Source organism: Nonomuraea sp. NPDC047529 (genome assembly GCF_040642995.1).
Classification (GTDB): domain Bacteria; phylum Actinomycetota; class Actinomycetes; order Streptosporangiales; family Streptosporangiaceae; genus Nonomuraea.
The window spans coordinates 37,248-52,335 of record NZ_JBEYTJ010000037.1 but is presented as its reverse complement, the minus strand read 5'-3'; the positions used below and the strand labels follow the sequence as shown (position 1 = coordinate 52,335).

The following is a 15,088-nucleotide window of genomic DNA, read 5'->3' as shown; positions in this document are numbered from 1 at the left end:
GTTTTCCGCATGGACCGGATCTTCACCCTGGACGAGGCGCGTGCCCTGCTGCCCGGCATCATCGCCGAGGCGCGGGAGATCGTCGCGGGCCGCGCCGACCTGGCCGAGATCGCCTTCGACCGGGAGGCCGCCGGCGGGTCGCAGCTCGGCGGGCTGCCCGAGATCAAGGCCATCGAGGCGCGCATCCAGGAGACGCTGACCGGCTGGAGCGAACAGGGGATCGAAGTCAAGGGCATCGCGCCGCTGCTGATCGACTTCCCCTCGGTGCTCGGCGGGGCGTCGGTGCGGCTGTGCTGGATCGAGGGGGAGCCCGAGCTCGCCTGGTACCACCGTACGGATCTGGGCTTCGCGGGGCGCCGTCCGCTGCCTTGAAGCGTGGCCTACATGTGACCAACTCGCCACCGTGCCCATGGGTCTAACCAGGTGAGCGAAAGGATCACCACTCATGAGGCAATCCTCAGCGGCCGTCGCGCTCCTCGCGCCGGCGGTCGTCGGCGGGCTCGGGCTTCCGGCCGCCGCATCCGCGCACACCGGGCCGCCGCAGGCTCGCGCGGCCTGGGTCACCACCTGCGAACTCCCCGTCGAGGGGACGTCCCCGTGCGGCCCCTGGCACCTGCTCTTACGGGACGGCCGCAAGGTCACCGTGAGCGACTCCGCCGCCCGCGCCAAGGGCCGCGCGACCTCGCTGTTCGCCCTCAGCGGCGACGGCCGGACGATCGTCTACCAGCGGGCCCGCGACCACCGCCTCGTCGTACGGGCGGCGGCCGGCGGCCCGGTCAGGGAGCTGCCCAGCTCCTTCCGGCCCGGCGGCGAGGACGGCGCGCTGTTCCTGTCCCCGGCGGGCGACCGGGTCCTCGCCGGCGGCAAGGGACACGTCAAGGTGCTCACCCTGGCCACCGGCCGGATCACCCGCCTGACCGTCAAGGGCGACCCGGCCGGCTTCAGCGGCGACGGGGACGAGGTGCTGGCCACCCGCGACCTGAGCGACGGCACCAAATGGCTCTACTCCCACGGGCTCGACGGCCGCACGCTCAGGAGCGCGGCCCCGCAGTTCGTCGCCAACGCCGTCGCCCTCGCGCTGTCCTCCGACGGGCATACCGTCGCCGCGTTCAGCTCCGGCGACCCCGGCCGCGGGACCCCGCCCAGGACGCGCACCTACGACCTGGAGACCGCGCGGCTCTCCGACGGCGTGAACCTCCCCCTGACCAGCGACACCCCGCCCGACCACGCCCGCTGGGCGCCTGACGGCACGCTCGTCGTCTACTCCTACGACAGCGGCACCACGAAGTCGACGGTGGTACGGGTGCTCACCGTCGACCCCGCTTCCGGCCAGGCCCGCCGTACGGACACCTACAAGGTGGGCCCCGACTCCCACACCATCGTGTTCCCAGGGGAATGATCACCATGAGAATCGTCCCATTGCTGACCGCGGCCCTGCTCACCCTCGCCGCCGTGCCGGCCGCCGCCCAGGCGGCGCCGCACCACGGTCACGACAGCATCCGGTACGCCTCCGTCAAGGGCTGCCCCGGCAAGGACGGCGCCTCCAGGCCCTGCGGGCAGTGGCGGCTCGTCATGCACGACGGCGGGCGCATGACGCTGCCCGACGCCCAGGTCGTCGCGCTCGACGCCCGGCGACGGTCCGTCGTCGACTCGCCGGCGCCGATCGCGGTCAGCGGCGACGGGCAGCGCGTGGCGTACTTCACCAAGGCCGGGCGGCTGGCCGTACGCGTCCTCGGCGGCGGCGTCACCCTGCTGCCCAAGGACGCGCTGCCGCGGGTCGCCCAGAACGAGGTGACGCTGCAGCTGTCCGACGACGGCGCGCGGCTGGCCGTCGTGATCGGGAGCGAGAAGCCCGCCGACGCCAGGATCTTCGACACGGCCACCGGCGCCCTGCTCGGCACCGTGCCCGCGGACGAGACCGTCCTGGGCTTCAGCGGTGACGGCGACGAGGTGCTGTCCACGATCGACTCCGACGACTCCGTCACCGACCTGGTCGTCCGCGACGAGACGGGCGAGCAGCTCGTCCGCGCCACGCCGCCGCAGGTCGTGGCCGCCAACGGCCCGCAGGCGCTGGCCGGCGACGGGCACACCGCGGCCGTCGTGATCCGCGGGAAGAAGACCGAACTGCTCACCTACGACCTGGCCACCGACGAGGTCACCGGACGCAAGAAGATCAAGCTGCCGGCCGGCGACCTCAGCATGATCGACTGGACCGGCGACACGCAGGTCACGCTGCACCTGGTGTCCGGGTCGTCCAGGATGACGATCGTGCAGATCGACACCGGGACGGGCGCCGTACGGGTCAGGGACCGGTACACCGTGCTCAAGGACACCTTCGTCTTCGCCGCCTGCGGCGGCTGACCCGGGATCGCGGTCCACGGCGCGGGCAGGGGGAGCCCCGCCGTGGATACGCTTGCCGCGTGGAGGTTCACTCGACCAGGGCGATGGCCGTCAGAGCCGTCGAGCTGTGCACGGAGCTGCTGCACGGACAGCCGACGGCCGCCTCGGTGACCCACGTCCTGCGCCGCCACGGCGAGCACGGCGACCTGCGCCTCGGCGACTCCGACGTGGCCGCGATGCGCGCGGTGGCGGCCCGGCTGCGCGACGTGCTCGGGGCCCGCGACGCCGGGGAGGCGGCGGACCTGCTCAACCGGCTGCTGTCGGAGTCGGCCCGGCCGCCCCGGCTGACCAGCCACGCGGGCACGACGTCCTGGCATGTCCACGTCGACAGCGGCGACGACGCGCCGTGGGCCGAGTGGTTCCTGGCCTCCTCGGCGATGGCCCTGGCGGTGCTGCTCGCCGATCATCAGCGCGTCCCGGGCGGGTTGTGCGCGGCGGCGGGGTGCGGGCGGCCGTACCTGGACCTGGGCGGCGGCAGTCCACGCCGCTACTGCGGCACCCGCTGCGCCACCCGCGCCCGCGTCGCCGCCCACCGCTCCCGCCTCCCCACCACCCCCTGACGTCCCTGGCTCCCGATGCCGCCTGATGGCGTTCCCGCGTGCCTCCGTCAGCGGCTTTCCGCTGACGCCCGCCGTGCGCGGCGGTGGGCGAGGACGCAGACGGCCACGAGCTGCGTCACCGCGCCGGCCAGCAGGGCCGCGGCGGCCGAGTGGGCGCTCAACGGCCCGGCCAGCGCCGAGCCGACGGCGAACGACGTGATCTTGAGGCTGGCGCCGGTCGTGAACACCTGACTCCGCAGCCCGGCGGGCGCCTCCCGCTGCCGCACCGCGAACAGCGCCGTCAACTGCGGCCCCTCGCCCACCCCCACCAACCCCGCCCCGGCCACCGCCACCCAGTACAACCCCGCCACGGCCGCCCCGATCCCCGACGGCCCCTCCACGGAGGGCTCCACGACGGACATCCCCACCAGTCCCGCGACGGCCGCGACTGCCATGCCCGCGCCGACCAGGGCAGTGGCCCACACCAGCGTCGCGTCCCACGGCGGGGTCGCCTTCCGCCTCCGGGAGCCGCCTCGCCAGGCCAGGAGGCCGTTCGCGGCCAGGCCGGCCGCCGCCGTGACGGCCAGCAGCAGCGTCCCGCGGCCACTGTCACCCGAGAGCTCCAGGCCCAGCACCGGCGCCGACACCACGAACATGCCCGTCCCGGCGCAGGAGATCATCGACCCGGCGGTGGCCCGCCACAACACCCGGTTCCCGAGAACCACCCTGACCCCGGCCACCACCTCACCCACGACCTCCCTGCCGGCCCGCGCCGTGGAGGCGAGGAGCCCGGCGCGCCGCCGCTCGCGGGTTAGACCCTCACAGACGGGCCCATCGTGGGCGGGGCGGTCGTGGGCGCGGTCGTCGCGGGTGGGGAGGGCCCAGGCCGTGGGGAGGGCGGACAGGAGGAGGGCGACGGAGACGAGCACCGCCGTCGTCCCGCCGGCCATGGCCGCCACCACGCCCACCGCCGCCGGACCGGCCAGGCCGGCCACGTTGTACGTCATGGCGTCGAGCGCGGTGGCCCGGGCCAGCCGTTGCCGGTCGGGGCCGGAGACCAGGGGGAGCTGTCCCGTCCAGCCGCCTGTCAGCGCGGGGCCCGCCAGTCCGGTCACCATGGCCAGCGCGACCAGGGCCGTCCCGGGAACCCGGCCGACACCGGCCGCCACCAGCAGCAGGCCGGTCGCGTACCCGAGCAGGCACCACGCGAGCAACCGGCCCGGACGGCGGGCGCGGTCCAGCAGCACGCCGAGCAGAGGCCCGCCGACGGCCGCCGAGACGGTCAGCCCGGCCAGCAGCGACGCTCCGAGCAGCGGCGAGCCGGTGGCGGCGAGCCCGGCGACCAGGAGGGCGGGCCCGGACATCTCGTCGCCGGTCCGTGCCGCCACCACGCCGGCAATGTAACGGGATAACACTGGCAAGACGTTACAGGATGAGCGTTAGGTGCTGGTTCGGGCGGGAAGGACCTTGGGCGACCGTCCCGCGCGGGTCTCGCGCCCGCCGGCGGCGGCCTGCCCGGCCTGTACGGACTGCGTACCGCACAGGCCGGGCACCCTCACGCTCCCAGTCGAAAATGTGTTTGAGAGATGACGTAGACTCGGCCTCATGAAAGCCGCGTTCCAAGCATCTCTGCTGGGTCTCGACGAGGAGCTCGGCGTCGGGCGGCTGGGCGCCACGGTCCGCAGGACGTACCTCGACCACGGGGCCTGGATCGACCTGCGGCCGGGCTGGCTGGCCGGGGCCGACACGCTGTTCGGGCGGCTGGCCGAGACGGTGCCCTGGCGCGCGGAGCGCCGCCGCATGTACGACCGGGTCCTCGACGTCCCGCGCCTGCTGAAGTTCTACGACGAGGGGGAGGCGCTGCCCGACCCCGTCCTCGACGAGGCCAGGGCGGCGCTCGACGACCACTACGGCGAGGAACTGGGCGAGCCCTTCCGCACGGCGGGCCTGTGCTTCTACCGCGACGGCCGCGACAGCGTGGCCTGGCACGGCGACACCATCGGCCGGGGCAGCAGCGAGGACACCATGGTCGCGATCGTCTCGGTGGGCAGCCCGCGTCCGCTCCTGCTGCGTCCGCGCGGCGGCGGCCCGTCGATCCGGCACGACCTCGGGCACGGCGACCTGATCGTCATGGGCGGAAGCTGCCAGCGCACGTGGGAACACGCGATCCCCAAGACGGCCCGGCCCGCGGGGCCGCGCATCAGCATCCAGTTCAGGCCCCGCGGCGTCCGCTGACCCCGCCCCTCGGTACGGCCTCCCTCCGCTTGGTTCGTGGGCTACCCTCCGGCCATGGGTAAGTTTCTCGCTGTCCTGAACGGCGCGGCCGACGACGCCGACAAGGCGAAGTTCACCGAGCAGCAGCAGAGTGAGTTCATGAACGCGTGGGCGGTGTGGGCTCAGAAGAACGAGCACGCCCTGATCGATCCCGGGGCGCCGCTCTTCCGCAAGAAGCTGGTGACGGCCCGAGGCGTCGAGGACTTCACCGACTCGAAGACCGGATACGCGATCGTGGAGGCCGAGACGCATGAAGACGCGGCGCGGCTCTTCAGCGACCATCCCCATATCGCTCTGATGCCGGGGAACTCGATCGAGGTCCTGGAGTGCCCGCCTGTCCCGTCCTGAGTTCTGCTCCTCCTCGCGTCCGGACGCGCTCTAGCGGAGCCGGAGGCGGGCTATGCGGCCCTGTTCGCCGGAGGCCCAGCAGGACAGGTCCGGGGTGCACGAGACCGTGTCGAACGAGCCGCCGTCGAAGGTCTCCCAACGGGCCCCGCCCGAGTACGTCACGTCGCTCCCCGTCGGCCCGACGGCGATGGCCGCGAACGGCAGGTGCGGCAGCCACGTCACCCCCGACCGGTACGCGGGCGGCGGGGTCGTGGCGGTCTGCCAGGTGGCGCCGCCGTCCCTGGTGACCGCGGCGGCGTTCGGGGAGGGGCGGCCGGGCTGGTAGTCGCCGCCGACCGCGATCCCGCGGTGCCGGTCGCGGAAGGCCAGCGCGAAGACGCCCTTGGCGGCGTCGGCGGCCGGGACGGGGGTGTCGGCGACGGTCCACGTACGTCCGCGGTCGGCCGAACGGAACACGCGCGACCGCTCGCCGCCGCCGGTGGCGATCCACGCGTCGCGCCCGCCCGCGGTCACTAGGCACTGCCCGCTCGCCGCGAACCCGGCCTCGCCGGGCAGCGCGTCCGGCATGCCGGTCGAGGGCAGCACCTGCCAGCTCCGTCCGCCGTCCTCGGTGGCCAGGACGCGGAACCTGCCGTCCACCGGGTCGCTCATGGCCAGGCCGTGGCGGCGGTCGAAGAAGGCCATGCAGTCGTAGAAGGCGTTCGGTTCGTCGTTCCTGAAGGACTCGGTCCAGGTGCGGCCGCCGTCCTCGGTGCGGTAGACGCGGCCGTCCGTGCCGGTGCCGATCGACAGGACCAGGGCGCGGCGGGCGTCGAACGCCTCCACGTCGCGGAACTGGAGGGCCTCGGTGCCGGGTGGGGAGACGTTCTGCCAGGTGCGGCCGCCGTTCACGGTGCGCAGGACGGTTCCGCCGGTGCCGGCGGCCCACACCACGTCCCTGCTCACGGGCGCCAGGCCGCGGAAGCGGGCGGTCACGCCGGTCTCCTTCAGCTCCCAGCCGAGTCCGGGGGTGGCCGCGTGGGCGGGGAGGGGGGCGGCGAGCACGAGCGCCGCGGACATCACGCTCATCGCGATGCGAACGTTCATGTCGGGCAAACTAACCCAACAGATCACGAGCGTCCATCATGCGGACACCGAGCGCGCGGCCGGGAGCCGGCGGCGATGCCTCAGGCGGCGGCGCGGGTGGGGGCCCAGGTGAGGAGGGCCTGGGCGGTGTCGAAGCGGCGGCTGGAGACCGACTCGCCCAGGATCACGCCCACCAGTCGTCGCCCGTCCCGCTCACCGGCGAACGCCAGGCTGTACCCCGCCGCCCGGGTGAACCCGGTCTTCAGCCCGATCGCGCCGGGCTCGGCGAGCAGGCGGTTGGTGTTGCGCCAGCCGTACGCGCCGTGCTCGTCCGTCGCGGCCACCTCGTGGTAGCGGGTCCCGGCGACCCCCTCGATCAGCGGCACCGAGAGCGCCTTGGCGGCCAGTACGGACTGGTCGCGGGCCGTGGACCAGCCGTCGCCGGCCGAGGTGGGCAGGCCGTCGGCGTTGACGTACCGGGTGTCGTTCATGCCGAGCGAGCGGGCGGTGTCGTTCATCCTGTCGACGAACCCCGGCACGCCGGGCCCGTACGTACGGGCCAGCGCGTGGGCGGCGTCGGCGCCCGAGGGCAGCATGAGCGCGTACAGCAGTTCGCCGACCGGGAGCCGGTCGCCCGGCCGCAGGTCGGCGGTGGTGCCGCCGCCGTCCTCGGCGTACTGCGCGTCCTGGGCGGTGATCTCCACCATGTCCGTGGGCTTGGCGGCCTGCAGCACCACGTACGCCGTCATCGTCTTGGTGAGGCTGGCGATCGGCATGCGGGTGTCGGCGGCCTTGCCGAACAGGGCGGCGCCGGACCTGGCGTCCATCAGGTAGGCGGCCCGGCCGTAGACGGCGGGCGCTTGGGCGCCGTCGACCACGGAGGCCGCGGCGACAGGGCCGGTGACGGGAGCGGCGGTCTGGGCGTACGCAGGCACGCCGAACCCCGTGACCAGGGCGAAGGCGCCTGCGAACGCGGTGAGTCGAGCTTTCCGGTTACGCATGTACCCCAGGCTGCCGCCCGGTTTGGCATGCTCTTAACGATTTGCAGCTAAATCTGTGACCTAATCGTTAGAAACGCCGCCCTGGCCGCAGGATCCGTCGGGTAGATCTTCGCGGATCCAGGTAGATCAGCGGCCCGCCCAGAAGTTTCCCGCCGTCCGGTTCCCCTGCACCAGCCCCGAGAACAACTCCTCCCACATCGGCATCACCACCCCGGGCGCGTACGCCCGCGACGTCGCCGCCGCCGCCTCGCCCATCCGCACCCGCCGCTCCCGGTCGCCGATCACTTGGATCAGCGCCGCGGCCAGCCCGTCCACGTCCCTGGGCGGCACCAGGACGCCGTCCACGCCGTCGGTCAGCACGTCCCGCGGCCCCGTCGGGCAGTCGAAGGCGACCACGGGCAGCGCGTGCGTCATCGCCTCGATCATGACCATGGGCAGGCCCTCGAAGCGGGAGCTGAGGGCGTACACCGACGCCTCGGCCAGCTCCTTCTCCAGCCGCTCGGTACGTCCGGGCAGCGTCACGTGATCGGCCAGCCCGTGCTGCGCGATCAGCCCGCTGAGCTGGCTGCGGCGCGGCCCGGTGCCGAACACGCGCAGCCGCCACTCCGGATGCACCCGTACGACCTGCGCGAACGCCTCGATGAGCAGGTCGAACCCCTTCTGCGGCACCAGCCGCCCGGCGGCCACCACGACCGGGTTGACCTGCCGGGACCGCTCCTGCTCCACGCGGTGGACGGCGTTCGGGATCACGACCACCGGCGTGTCCGGCAGCAGCCGCTGGTATTCGAGCTTGTTGGTCATGGTCAGCACGGTCACCGCGGCGAACCTGCCGTAATGGCGGGCGATCTCCCTGCGGATCGTGTCGGGATAGGCGGACAGGTTCATGTGCTCCTGCGCGATCCTGACGACGTCGGCGGGGGTGCGGCGGGCGGAGATCAGGTTCAGCGCGGGCCTGGTCGTCACCAGGACGCCGCCCGACAGGCCGGAGACGTAGTCCATCGCGGCGCGCTCCACCCGCTCGGTGAAGTAGTCGGCCGCGAACTCGCCGCGCGGCACGATCTTGCCACGGATCCGCCGCCACGCCTTGCGGCCGACGGAGTCGGGCAGCCTGCCGTCGCGCTGGTCCACCAGCGTGGTGACGGTGATCCGGGGGTCGATCGCGAACTGCGGGGTTTCGCGCCGCCGTACCAGGCTGACCAGCTCGACGTCGTGCCCGGCCGCGGCCATCGCGTTCGCCTGGTTGACCACGGTGCGGATCGTGCCGCCCATGCCGTAGGCGTGCAGCATCAGGTAGCGGATCTTCACGTGAGGTACCCCCAGGTCCGGGAGATGGGCTTGAGGGGTTCGGGGATCAGGTCGGGGGAGGGCAGCTCGCGGGCGGGCTGGACGGTCCCGGTCCTGATCTTGTCCCGCCAGTCGCCGAGTCCCTTCTCCAGCACCCGCTGCTCGCCGTAGGAGAGCATCCGCGGCTCCCACTCCAGGCCGAGGAACGCGCAGATCTCGCGGGTGACGCGCTCGGGCTCGGCGCTCAGCTCCTCGTACCTGACGGTCAGCCCCGGCAGCGCGGCCCTGGCCTTCTGCACGGCCTTCATGTACCGCAGGGCGTCGAGCGCGGCCTCCTCCGGGGTGCGCCGGTCCGGGCCGGCCTCGTGCCAGGACGTGGCGATCGAGGCCGGGTGGCGCAGCAGGAAGACGAACCGGGCGTCCGGCCAGCAGGCGGCGATGCGCTGGTGGGCGAAGGCGTTGGCGGGGGTCTTGTCCACGACGTACCGCTTGCCGCTGCGGACCAGCTCGCGGTGGAGCACCCGGTCCCAGAGCAGGTGTTCCAGGTCGGCCTGGTTGTGCCCGAGCGCGCCCATCGCCTTGGCGGCCAGCGAGGTGTCGAACTGCACCCGCAGCCGGCGTACGTGCAGCTCGTGCGGGGCGTGCAGGTCGGGGTGGGCGTTGAGGATCGCGCGCAGGAGGGTGGAGCCGGAACGTACGGGGGACAGGACGAAGACGGGGGATTCGAGCAGCCGGTCGGTTAGCGGATCCGCGGGCGGTCTGATCTCGGGAGCGGGCGGGGGAGAAGGGGCGTTCCCCACTCGCTCGATCTGGAATCCGGTGAACCTGACCAGCGCATTGTTGACGTGCCGCTGCCAGTTCATGGCGAGGCAGACTACATACCGTTCCTGGCAGTTAGCTGGCAGTGTCAAGCCGCCGACCAGGCACGCCGGGGCTCACCGGACCACATGCCGGGCCCGCTCAGGGCATCGGCGCGGGCGCACGATCTCGTCCCTGGCCTGTTAGCGTTACCGCTGACAGGAGGGAGCGGCGGTGAAAGCGAAGGGCGACAGGCCCGCGGTGCTCATGGACGTGGCCGTCCTCGCCGGGGTCTCTGCCATGACCGTCTCGCGCGTGCTCAACGCGCCCGACCGGGTCCGCGCGGAGACCAGGGCCCGCGTGATGGCCGCGGTGCGCGAGCTCGACTACCGGCCCAACCAGGCCGCCCGCCAGCTCGTCACCGGCAGGTCCGGCGTGCTCGGCGTGGTCAGCATCGACACCACCCTCTACGGCCCGGCCTCCACGCTCTACTGCATCGAGCAGGCCGCCAGGCGGGCCGGCTACAACGTCAGCATCGCCAGCCTGCCCTCGCTCAGCCGCAGGTCGATGGAGGAGGGCGTGCAGCGGTTACGCGCCCAGGCGGTCGACGGTGTGATCATCGTGGCGCCGCACGAGTCGGCCGCCGACGGCCTGCGTCACCTGCCGCCGGAGATGCCGGTGGTGGCCGTCGACGCGGGCGACGACATCCCCGTGCCGGTGGCCAAGGTCGACCAGCAGGCGGGCGCCAGGCGGGTCACCCGCCACCTGCTCAGCCTCGGCCACGAGACGGTCTGGCACGTCGCGGGCCCGGCCGACTGGCTCGACGCCAACGGCCGCATCGAGGGCTGGCGCGGCGTGCTGGAGGCCGCCGGTCGCCAGGCGCCCGACGTGCTGCGCGGCGACTGGAGCGCCCGCTCGGGCTACCAGCTCGGCCGCCGCCTCGCCGAGAACCCCGACGTCACCGCCGTGTTCGTGGCCAACGACCAGATGGCGCTCGGCGTGCTGCGCGCGCTGCGCGAGGCCGGCCGCCGGGTGCCCGAGGACGTGAGCGTGGCCGGGTTCGACGACATCCCCGAGTCGGCCTACTTCTGGCCCCCGCTGACCACCGTGCGACAGGACTTCGGCGAGGTCGGCAGGCACGCCTTCCACCTGCTGCTCGACTTCATGGCCGGGCACGAGCCCGAGGCCCGGCGGCTGGTCGAGCCCGAGCTCGTGGTCAGGGAGAGCACGGGAGCCAGGCCGTCCCGGGCATGATCGGCGTGATCGGCGGGCAGGTGTAGGGCCGTCGCGGAGGTGATCGGCTGGATGATGCTGCTCGAACGTCTCGACGCCTGGGACAAGCGGGCCTTCGACCGGGTCGCGCGCGCCGACCTGCCCGTGCTCGACGCCCTGCTCCCGCACCTGTCGTCGGCCGCCGACAACTCGGTCCTGTGGGGGCTGGTCGCGGGCGTGCTGATGCTGACGGGCCGGCCACGGTTGCAGCGGGCCGGCGTACGGGGGCTGCTGGCGATCTCGCTGGCCAGCCCGCTGACCAGCATGGTCGTCAAGCAGGCGATCCGCAGGCCGCGCCCGCTGACGGACCTCATCCCGGTGATCCGCCGCCGCCGGGTGCCGTCGTCGTCCTCGCTGCCCTCGGGGCACAGCGCGTCCGCGGTCGCCTTCGCGGTGGCGGTGGCCAGGGACGCGCCGCTTCCGGTCGCCGCCCCGGTCATGCTGCTGGCCGCCGCGGTGGCCGCCTCCCGCGTGTACGTGGGCGCCCACTACCCGGGCGACGTCCTCGCCGGGGTCGCCGTCGGGGCGGCGGCGGGCTGGAGCGTCCGGGGCTGCGGGCGCGGGGCCGGCCGGTGGGTCCGCCGCGCGCTCGCCGGGCAGGCCGCGCCGTAGCAGGTGCCGGAGCAGGTCAGGCGGGGCCGCTGCTGGCCCTGACGATCAGGGTCGAGCGCAGCAGTTGCAGGGAGTTGACCGGCGGGCGGCCCTCGTCCAGGGCACGCAGCAGCAGCTCGATGGCCTGCCTGGTCATCTCCCGGCTCGGGATGGCGACCGTGGTGAGGGCGGGGTGCGTCACGCGTACCTCGTCGATGTCGTCGTGGCCGACCACCGACAGGTCGCCCGGGACCGAGCGGCCGCCGAGGCGGGCCGCCTCCAGCGCGCCCAGCGCGAGGATGTCGTGGGTGCAGAAGACCGCGGTCACCTCCGGGACGGCGGTCAGGGCGGCGGTGGCGGCGGTGAAGCCGCCCATCGCCGTAGGCTCCGGCGCGGTGAAGACGGCCGAGGCGGGGACATCGAGGCCGTCGCGGGCGAACGCGCGCCGGAACCCCTGCACGCGCAGGGCGTGCGGCGCGCTGCTCAGCACCGCGACGCGCTCGTGGCCCAGCTCGCGCAGATGCCGCCCGGCCAGGTAGCCGGCCTGCTCGTAGTCGATCGTGACCACGGGCAGGCTGTCGGGCACCTCGCTCTCCCACGCGCACAGCGCCACGGGGAAGCGCGCGCCGGCCAGCAGCGGCAGGTGCTCGGTGAGGCCGTTGTCGCCGGCGATCAGCAGGGCGTCGACCGAGCGGCTGGTCAGGCCGGTGATGTGCCGGCGGGCCCGCTCGCCGTCCAGGCGGGTGGTGCACAGCAGCAGGTGGTAGCCGTGCTCCTCCAGGACGTTCTCGGCCTCCTCGACCACGGCCGAGTAGAACGAGCTGGCCACCGTCGGCACGAACAGGCCGACGGTCATGGTGGTGCCGGTGGCCAGGGAGCGGGCCACCAGGTTGGGGGTGTAGCCGAGCTCGGCGATGGCCGCGCGCACCTTGGCCTCGGTCTCGGGGCGGACGCGTACGCGGCCGGTGACGACGTTGGACACGGTCTGCTTGGTGACCCCGGCCCGTTCGGCCACGTCCTGCATCGTGACCACCGCTGCCTCCAGAGGGTTTGACCGGTCCAACACGTCGCCCCGAAACGTAGCCGTCGCGCTCCGACGGAGTCAACCAGCGTGCTCATTACGTGCTGTTTGACCGGGCAAGAGAGCAAAAACGCGAAATCGGGCCTTGTTTGAGCGGTCAAATCTGGCGTATGGTCCGGCCACGCGGTTCTGGCTCGTGGTTCACCGGGGGCACGCCGGCGTGGCGTGCCCGACAGAAAGGAGCACCCGTGTCCCCCCATCGCAACGTGCTCACCGCCACCGCCGCGGCCCTGGCGCTCGTCCTGGGCGGCGCACTGCCCGCCCCGGCCGCGTCGGCCGCACCGCCCGACGCCTCCTACACCATCACCGTCGACTCCACCGGCCGCTACGCCCACCCCACCGACACCCCGGCGGCCACCTACATCGACAAGGACGGCACCTTCTACTTCCAGCAGTCGGCCGCCCTCTACGGCAGCTCCGACCCCCGCTACTGGGACTTCTTCACCGGCACGAACTTCGAGACCGCCACCCGCTCGGCCGCGATCAGCGACGCGGTCAACCCGGCCAACTCCGCCGACCGCAACAACGACACGACCTGGCGCTGCAACAACAGCCCGACCGGCGTCGAGGCGACCTCCGCCGGGGCCGGCTCGGGGTACGCCCACAAGAACTACTGCGACCTGGTCGGCGTCTGGGTGGACCCCGACACCGGCGACTGGTACGGCCTGGTCCACAACGAGTTCACCCCGCAACCCTTCGGCGACGGGCTGCACTACGACTCCCTCGACTACGCCGTCTCCCGGAACCAGGGCCGCGTGTGGACGATCCTCGGCCACGCGATCACCTCGCCGTACAGCACCAGGCGCAACGACGGCACGGCCTTCCCCAACCAGACCTACGACTACGGCGACGGCGACCCGCGCCTGTTCGCCGACCCGGTCTCCGGCTACTTCTACGTCTACTACGGCTCGCGGATCATCCCCAAGGGCGGCGTGGGCGGCGGCAACGGCGGCCTGGCCCACGTGGCGCGGGCGCCGATGTCGGCCAAGATGGCGACCGGCTCGTGGACCAAGTGGTACGACGGCTCCTGGTCGCAGCCCGGCGTGGGCGGCAAGGAGAGCAACATGGTGCCGGTCACCGCCGCCAACCCCCAGGGCTACACACCCGTGGGCGGCGACTACGACCCGGCCAACACCGGCACGGTCGACCAGCAGATCGCCGCCGGGAAACTGCCGCCGAAGTCCGACCTGTTCATCATGAACATCGCCTACGACGCCCACCTCGGCCTGTACGTCGGCGAGCCCGAGGTCGTCTCCGGACGTCAGCCCCAGCGCTTCTACGTCACCGACGACCTCTCGACGCAGAAATGGCGCCTGATCGGCGACTCCGGCGGCTACGTCTCCGGCTCCTGGTACCGCTGGTTCCTCGACCAGGTCAGCAAGACCGGCTCGACCGTCGTCGGCAGGACGTTCCGCTCGTACTGCTCGATCGAGTGCGCGACCTCCAGCGGCGAGTACGCGACCCTCACCATCTCCTCCACCGCGCCCGCTCCCGCCCCGGCGAACCCGGGCCGGACCTACCGGATCGGCAACGGCGCCGGCCGCGTGCTGGCCCAGGTCTCCGGCGGCGCGGCGACCACCTCCACCGCCGCCCCGACCGGCTCGGCCCTGGAGAGCTGGACGTTCACCTCCAACGGCGACGGCTCCTACCGGATCGCCAACGCCTCGACCGGCGGCCTGCTCGGCGTGGACGCGGCCACCGCCGCCGGCCGGGCCTGGGGGGCGAAGCCGGTCGTCACCGCGCCCGGCGCCGGCGGGCCCACCGCGGGCCAGCAGTGGTTCGCCGTGCCGAGCGGGAGCGGCCACCGGCTGGTCAACCGCTACAGCGGCCTTTCCCTCGGCCTGTCGGCGGAGGCGGCCCGGCCGGCCGAGACCACGCCCGTACGCCACTGGAGCGACACCTCGGGCGGGACGGTCGGCGGGCGGCGCACCGAGGCCGAGCAGACCCTGACGCTGACCGACACCGGCGCGGCGGGCGGCGACCTGAGCGGCGTCCACACCCTGACCGCCGCCGGCAAGGCCCTGGACGACCCCGACCACTCCACCACCCCGGGCACCCTGCTCATCGCCTGGGCCCCCAACTCCGGCGCCAACCAGCGCTGGATCCTCACCCGCCAGTCCGACGGCTCCTACCAGATCGCCAACGACCTGTCGAAGCTCTGCGCGGACGTCAGCGGCGGCTCGACCGCCGCCGGCGCCAAGGTCATCCAGTGGACGTGCACCGGCGCGGCGAACCAGCGCTGGCAGGTCACCCCCGCCTCCGCGGGCGGCTACCGGATCGCCTCGCAGAAGAGCGGGCTGTCGCTCACCACGGCCTCCACCGCCGACGGCTCCCCCGTCACCCAGCAGGCCGACACCGGCTCGGCGCTGCAGCGCTGGACCGTCGGCTGACCCTTCTCCGGCGGGCCTCCGTCCGGGGCCCGCCGGACCGACCAC

At 73.4% G+C, this 15,088-nt stretch carries 15 protein-coding genes; 9 read left to right on the top strand and 6 right to left on the bottom strand.

Annotated elements, in window-relative coordinates:
- Positions 1-9: 9 nt before the first annotated feature.
- The 4 genes from ABZ815_RS40630 to ABZ815_RS40615 all read left to right on the top strand — a co-directional run bounded on the left by ABZ815_RS40630 (position 10) and on the right by ABZ815_RS40615 (position 2,960).
- Entirely contained in the window at positions 10-372 is a 363-nt protein-coding gene (locus tag ABZ815_RS40630) for a DUF2203 domain-containing protein (protein ID WP_357706685.1), read from the top strand.
- A 73-nt stretch (positions 373-445) separates the two neighbouring features.
- On the top strand, positions 446-1,399 hold the full coding sequence (locus ABZ815_RS40625) for a hypothetical protein (RefSeq protein ID WP_357706683.1): 954 nt from the start codon (positions 446-448) through the stop codon (positions 1,397-1,399).
- A 5-nt stretch (positions 1,400-1,404) separates the two neighbouring features.
- Positions 1,405-2,361, top strand: coding sequence for a hypothetical protein (locus tag ABZ815_RS40620; RefSeq protein ID WP_357706682.1), 957 nt, complete (start codon positions 1,405-1,407; stop codon positions 2,359-2,361).
- Between the two features lie 59 nt (positions 2,362-2,420).
- The gene (locus ABZ815_RS40615) at positions 2,421-2,960 is read left to right on the top strand and encodes a CGNR zinc finger domain-containing protein (protein WP_357706681.1); all 540 of its coding nucleotides are present in this window, start codon (positions 2,421-2,423) and stop codon (positions 2,958-2,960) included.
- 47 nt (positions 2,961-3,007) lie between these two features.
- Here ABZ815_RS40615 and ABZ815_RS40610 read toward each other — a convergent pair whose 3' ends face one another.
- Positions 3,008-4,330 carry an MFS transporter gene (locus ABZ815_RS40610; protein WP_357706679.1) on the bottom strand — a complete coding sequence of 441 codons (1,323 nt, stop codon included), beginning with the start codon at positions 4,328-4,330 and terminating at the stop codon, positions 3,008-3,010.
- 214 nt (positions 4,331-4,544) lie between these two features.
- Between ABZ815_RS40610 and ABZ815_RS40605 the strand changes: the two genes are divergently transcribed.
- Positions 4,545-5,174, top strand: a complete 630-nt coding sequence (locus ABZ815_RS40605; RefSeq protein WP_357706677.1) for an alpha-ketoglutarate-dependent dioxygenase AlkB — start codon at positions 4,545-4,547, stop codon at positions 5,172-5,174.
- A gap of 54 nt (positions 5,175-5,228) precedes the next feature.
- The gene (locus tag ABZ815_RS40600) at positions 5,229-5,561 is read left to right on the top strand and encodes a hypothetical protein (protein ID WP_357706675.1); all 333 of its coding nucleotides are present in this window, start codon (positions 5,229-5,231) and stop codon (positions 5,559-5,561) included.
- 30 nt (positions 5,562-5,591) lie between these two features.
- Here the strand turns inward: ABZ815_RS40600 and ABZ815_RS40595 are convergent, their stop codons facing one another.
- From ABZ815_RS40595 to ABZ815_RS40580, 4 genes are all read right to left on the bottom strand, one after another.
- Complete coding sequence (locus ABZ815_RS40595) at positions 5,592-6,647, bottom strand: oxidoreductase (RefSeq protein WP_357706673.1); 1,056 nt, start codon at positions 6,645-6,647, stop codon at positions 5,592-5,594.
- Positions 6,648-6,727: 80 nt separating this feature from the next.
- Positions 6,728-7,627 (bottom strand): D-alanyl-D-alanine carboxypeptidase family protein, encoded by a 900-nt coding sequence (locus ABZ815_RS40590; RefSeq protein WP_357706671.1) that lies wholly within the window; start codon positions 7,625-7,627, stop codon positions 6,728-6,730.
- 126 nt (positions 7,628-7,753) lie between these two features.
- Positions 7,754-8,932, bottom strand: coding sequence for a glycosyltransferase family 4 protein (locus tag ABZ815_RS40585; protein ID WP_357706670.1), 1,179 nt, complete (start codon positions 8,930-8,932; stop codon positions 7,754-7,756).
- Positions 8,929-9,774 (bottom strand): sulfotransferase, encoded by an 846-nt coding sequence (locus ABZ815_RS40580; protein WP_357706669.1) that lies wholly within the window; start codon positions 9,772-9,774, stop codon positions 8,929-8,931. The genes ABZ815_RS40585 and ABZ815_RS40580 overlap by 4 nt, the downstream gene beginning before the upstream one ends.
- A gap of 202 nt (positions 9,775-9,976) precedes the next feature.
- Here ABZ815_RS40580 and ABZ815_RS40575 point away from each other — a divergent pair, with 202 nt between their 5' ends.
- Both ABZ815_RS40575 and ABZ815_RS40570 read left to right on the top strand, forming a co-directional pair.
- Positions 9,977-10,963, top strand: a complete 987-nt coding sequence (locus ABZ815_RS40575; RefSeq protein WP_357706761.1) for a LacI family DNA-binding transcriptional regulator — start codon at positions 9,977-9,979, stop codon at positions 10,961-10,963.
- 39 nt (positions 10,964-11,002) lie between these two features.
- Positions 11,003-11,593 carry a phosphatase PAP2 family protein gene (locus ABZ815_RS40570; RefSeq protein ID WP_357706667.1) on the top strand — a complete coding sequence of 197 codons (591 nt, stop codon included), beginning with the start codon at positions 11,003-11,005 and terminating at the stop codon, positions 11,591-11,593.
- 16 nt (positions 11,594-11,609) lie between these two features.
- Here ABZ815_RS40570 and ABZ815_RS40565 read toward each other — a convergent pair whose 3' ends face one another.
- Positions 11,610-12,596 carry a LacI family DNA-binding transcriptional regulator gene (locus tag ABZ815_RS40565; RefSeq protein ID WP_357706759.1) on the bottom strand — a complete coding sequence of 329 codons (987 nt, stop codon included), beginning with the start codon at positions 12,594-12,596 and terminating at the stop codon, positions 11,610-11,612.
- 245 nt (positions 12,597-12,841) lie between these two features.
- Between ABZ815_RS40565 and ABZ815_RS40560 the strand changes: the two genes are divergently transcribed.
- Positions 12,842-15,043: an RICIN domain-containing protein gene (locus ABZ815_RS40560; protein ID WP_357706665.1), complete on the top strand. Its 2,202-nt coding sequence runs from the start codon at positions 12,842-12,844 to the stop codon at positions 15,041-15,043.
- Positions 15,044-15,088 lie beyond the last annotated feature (45 nt).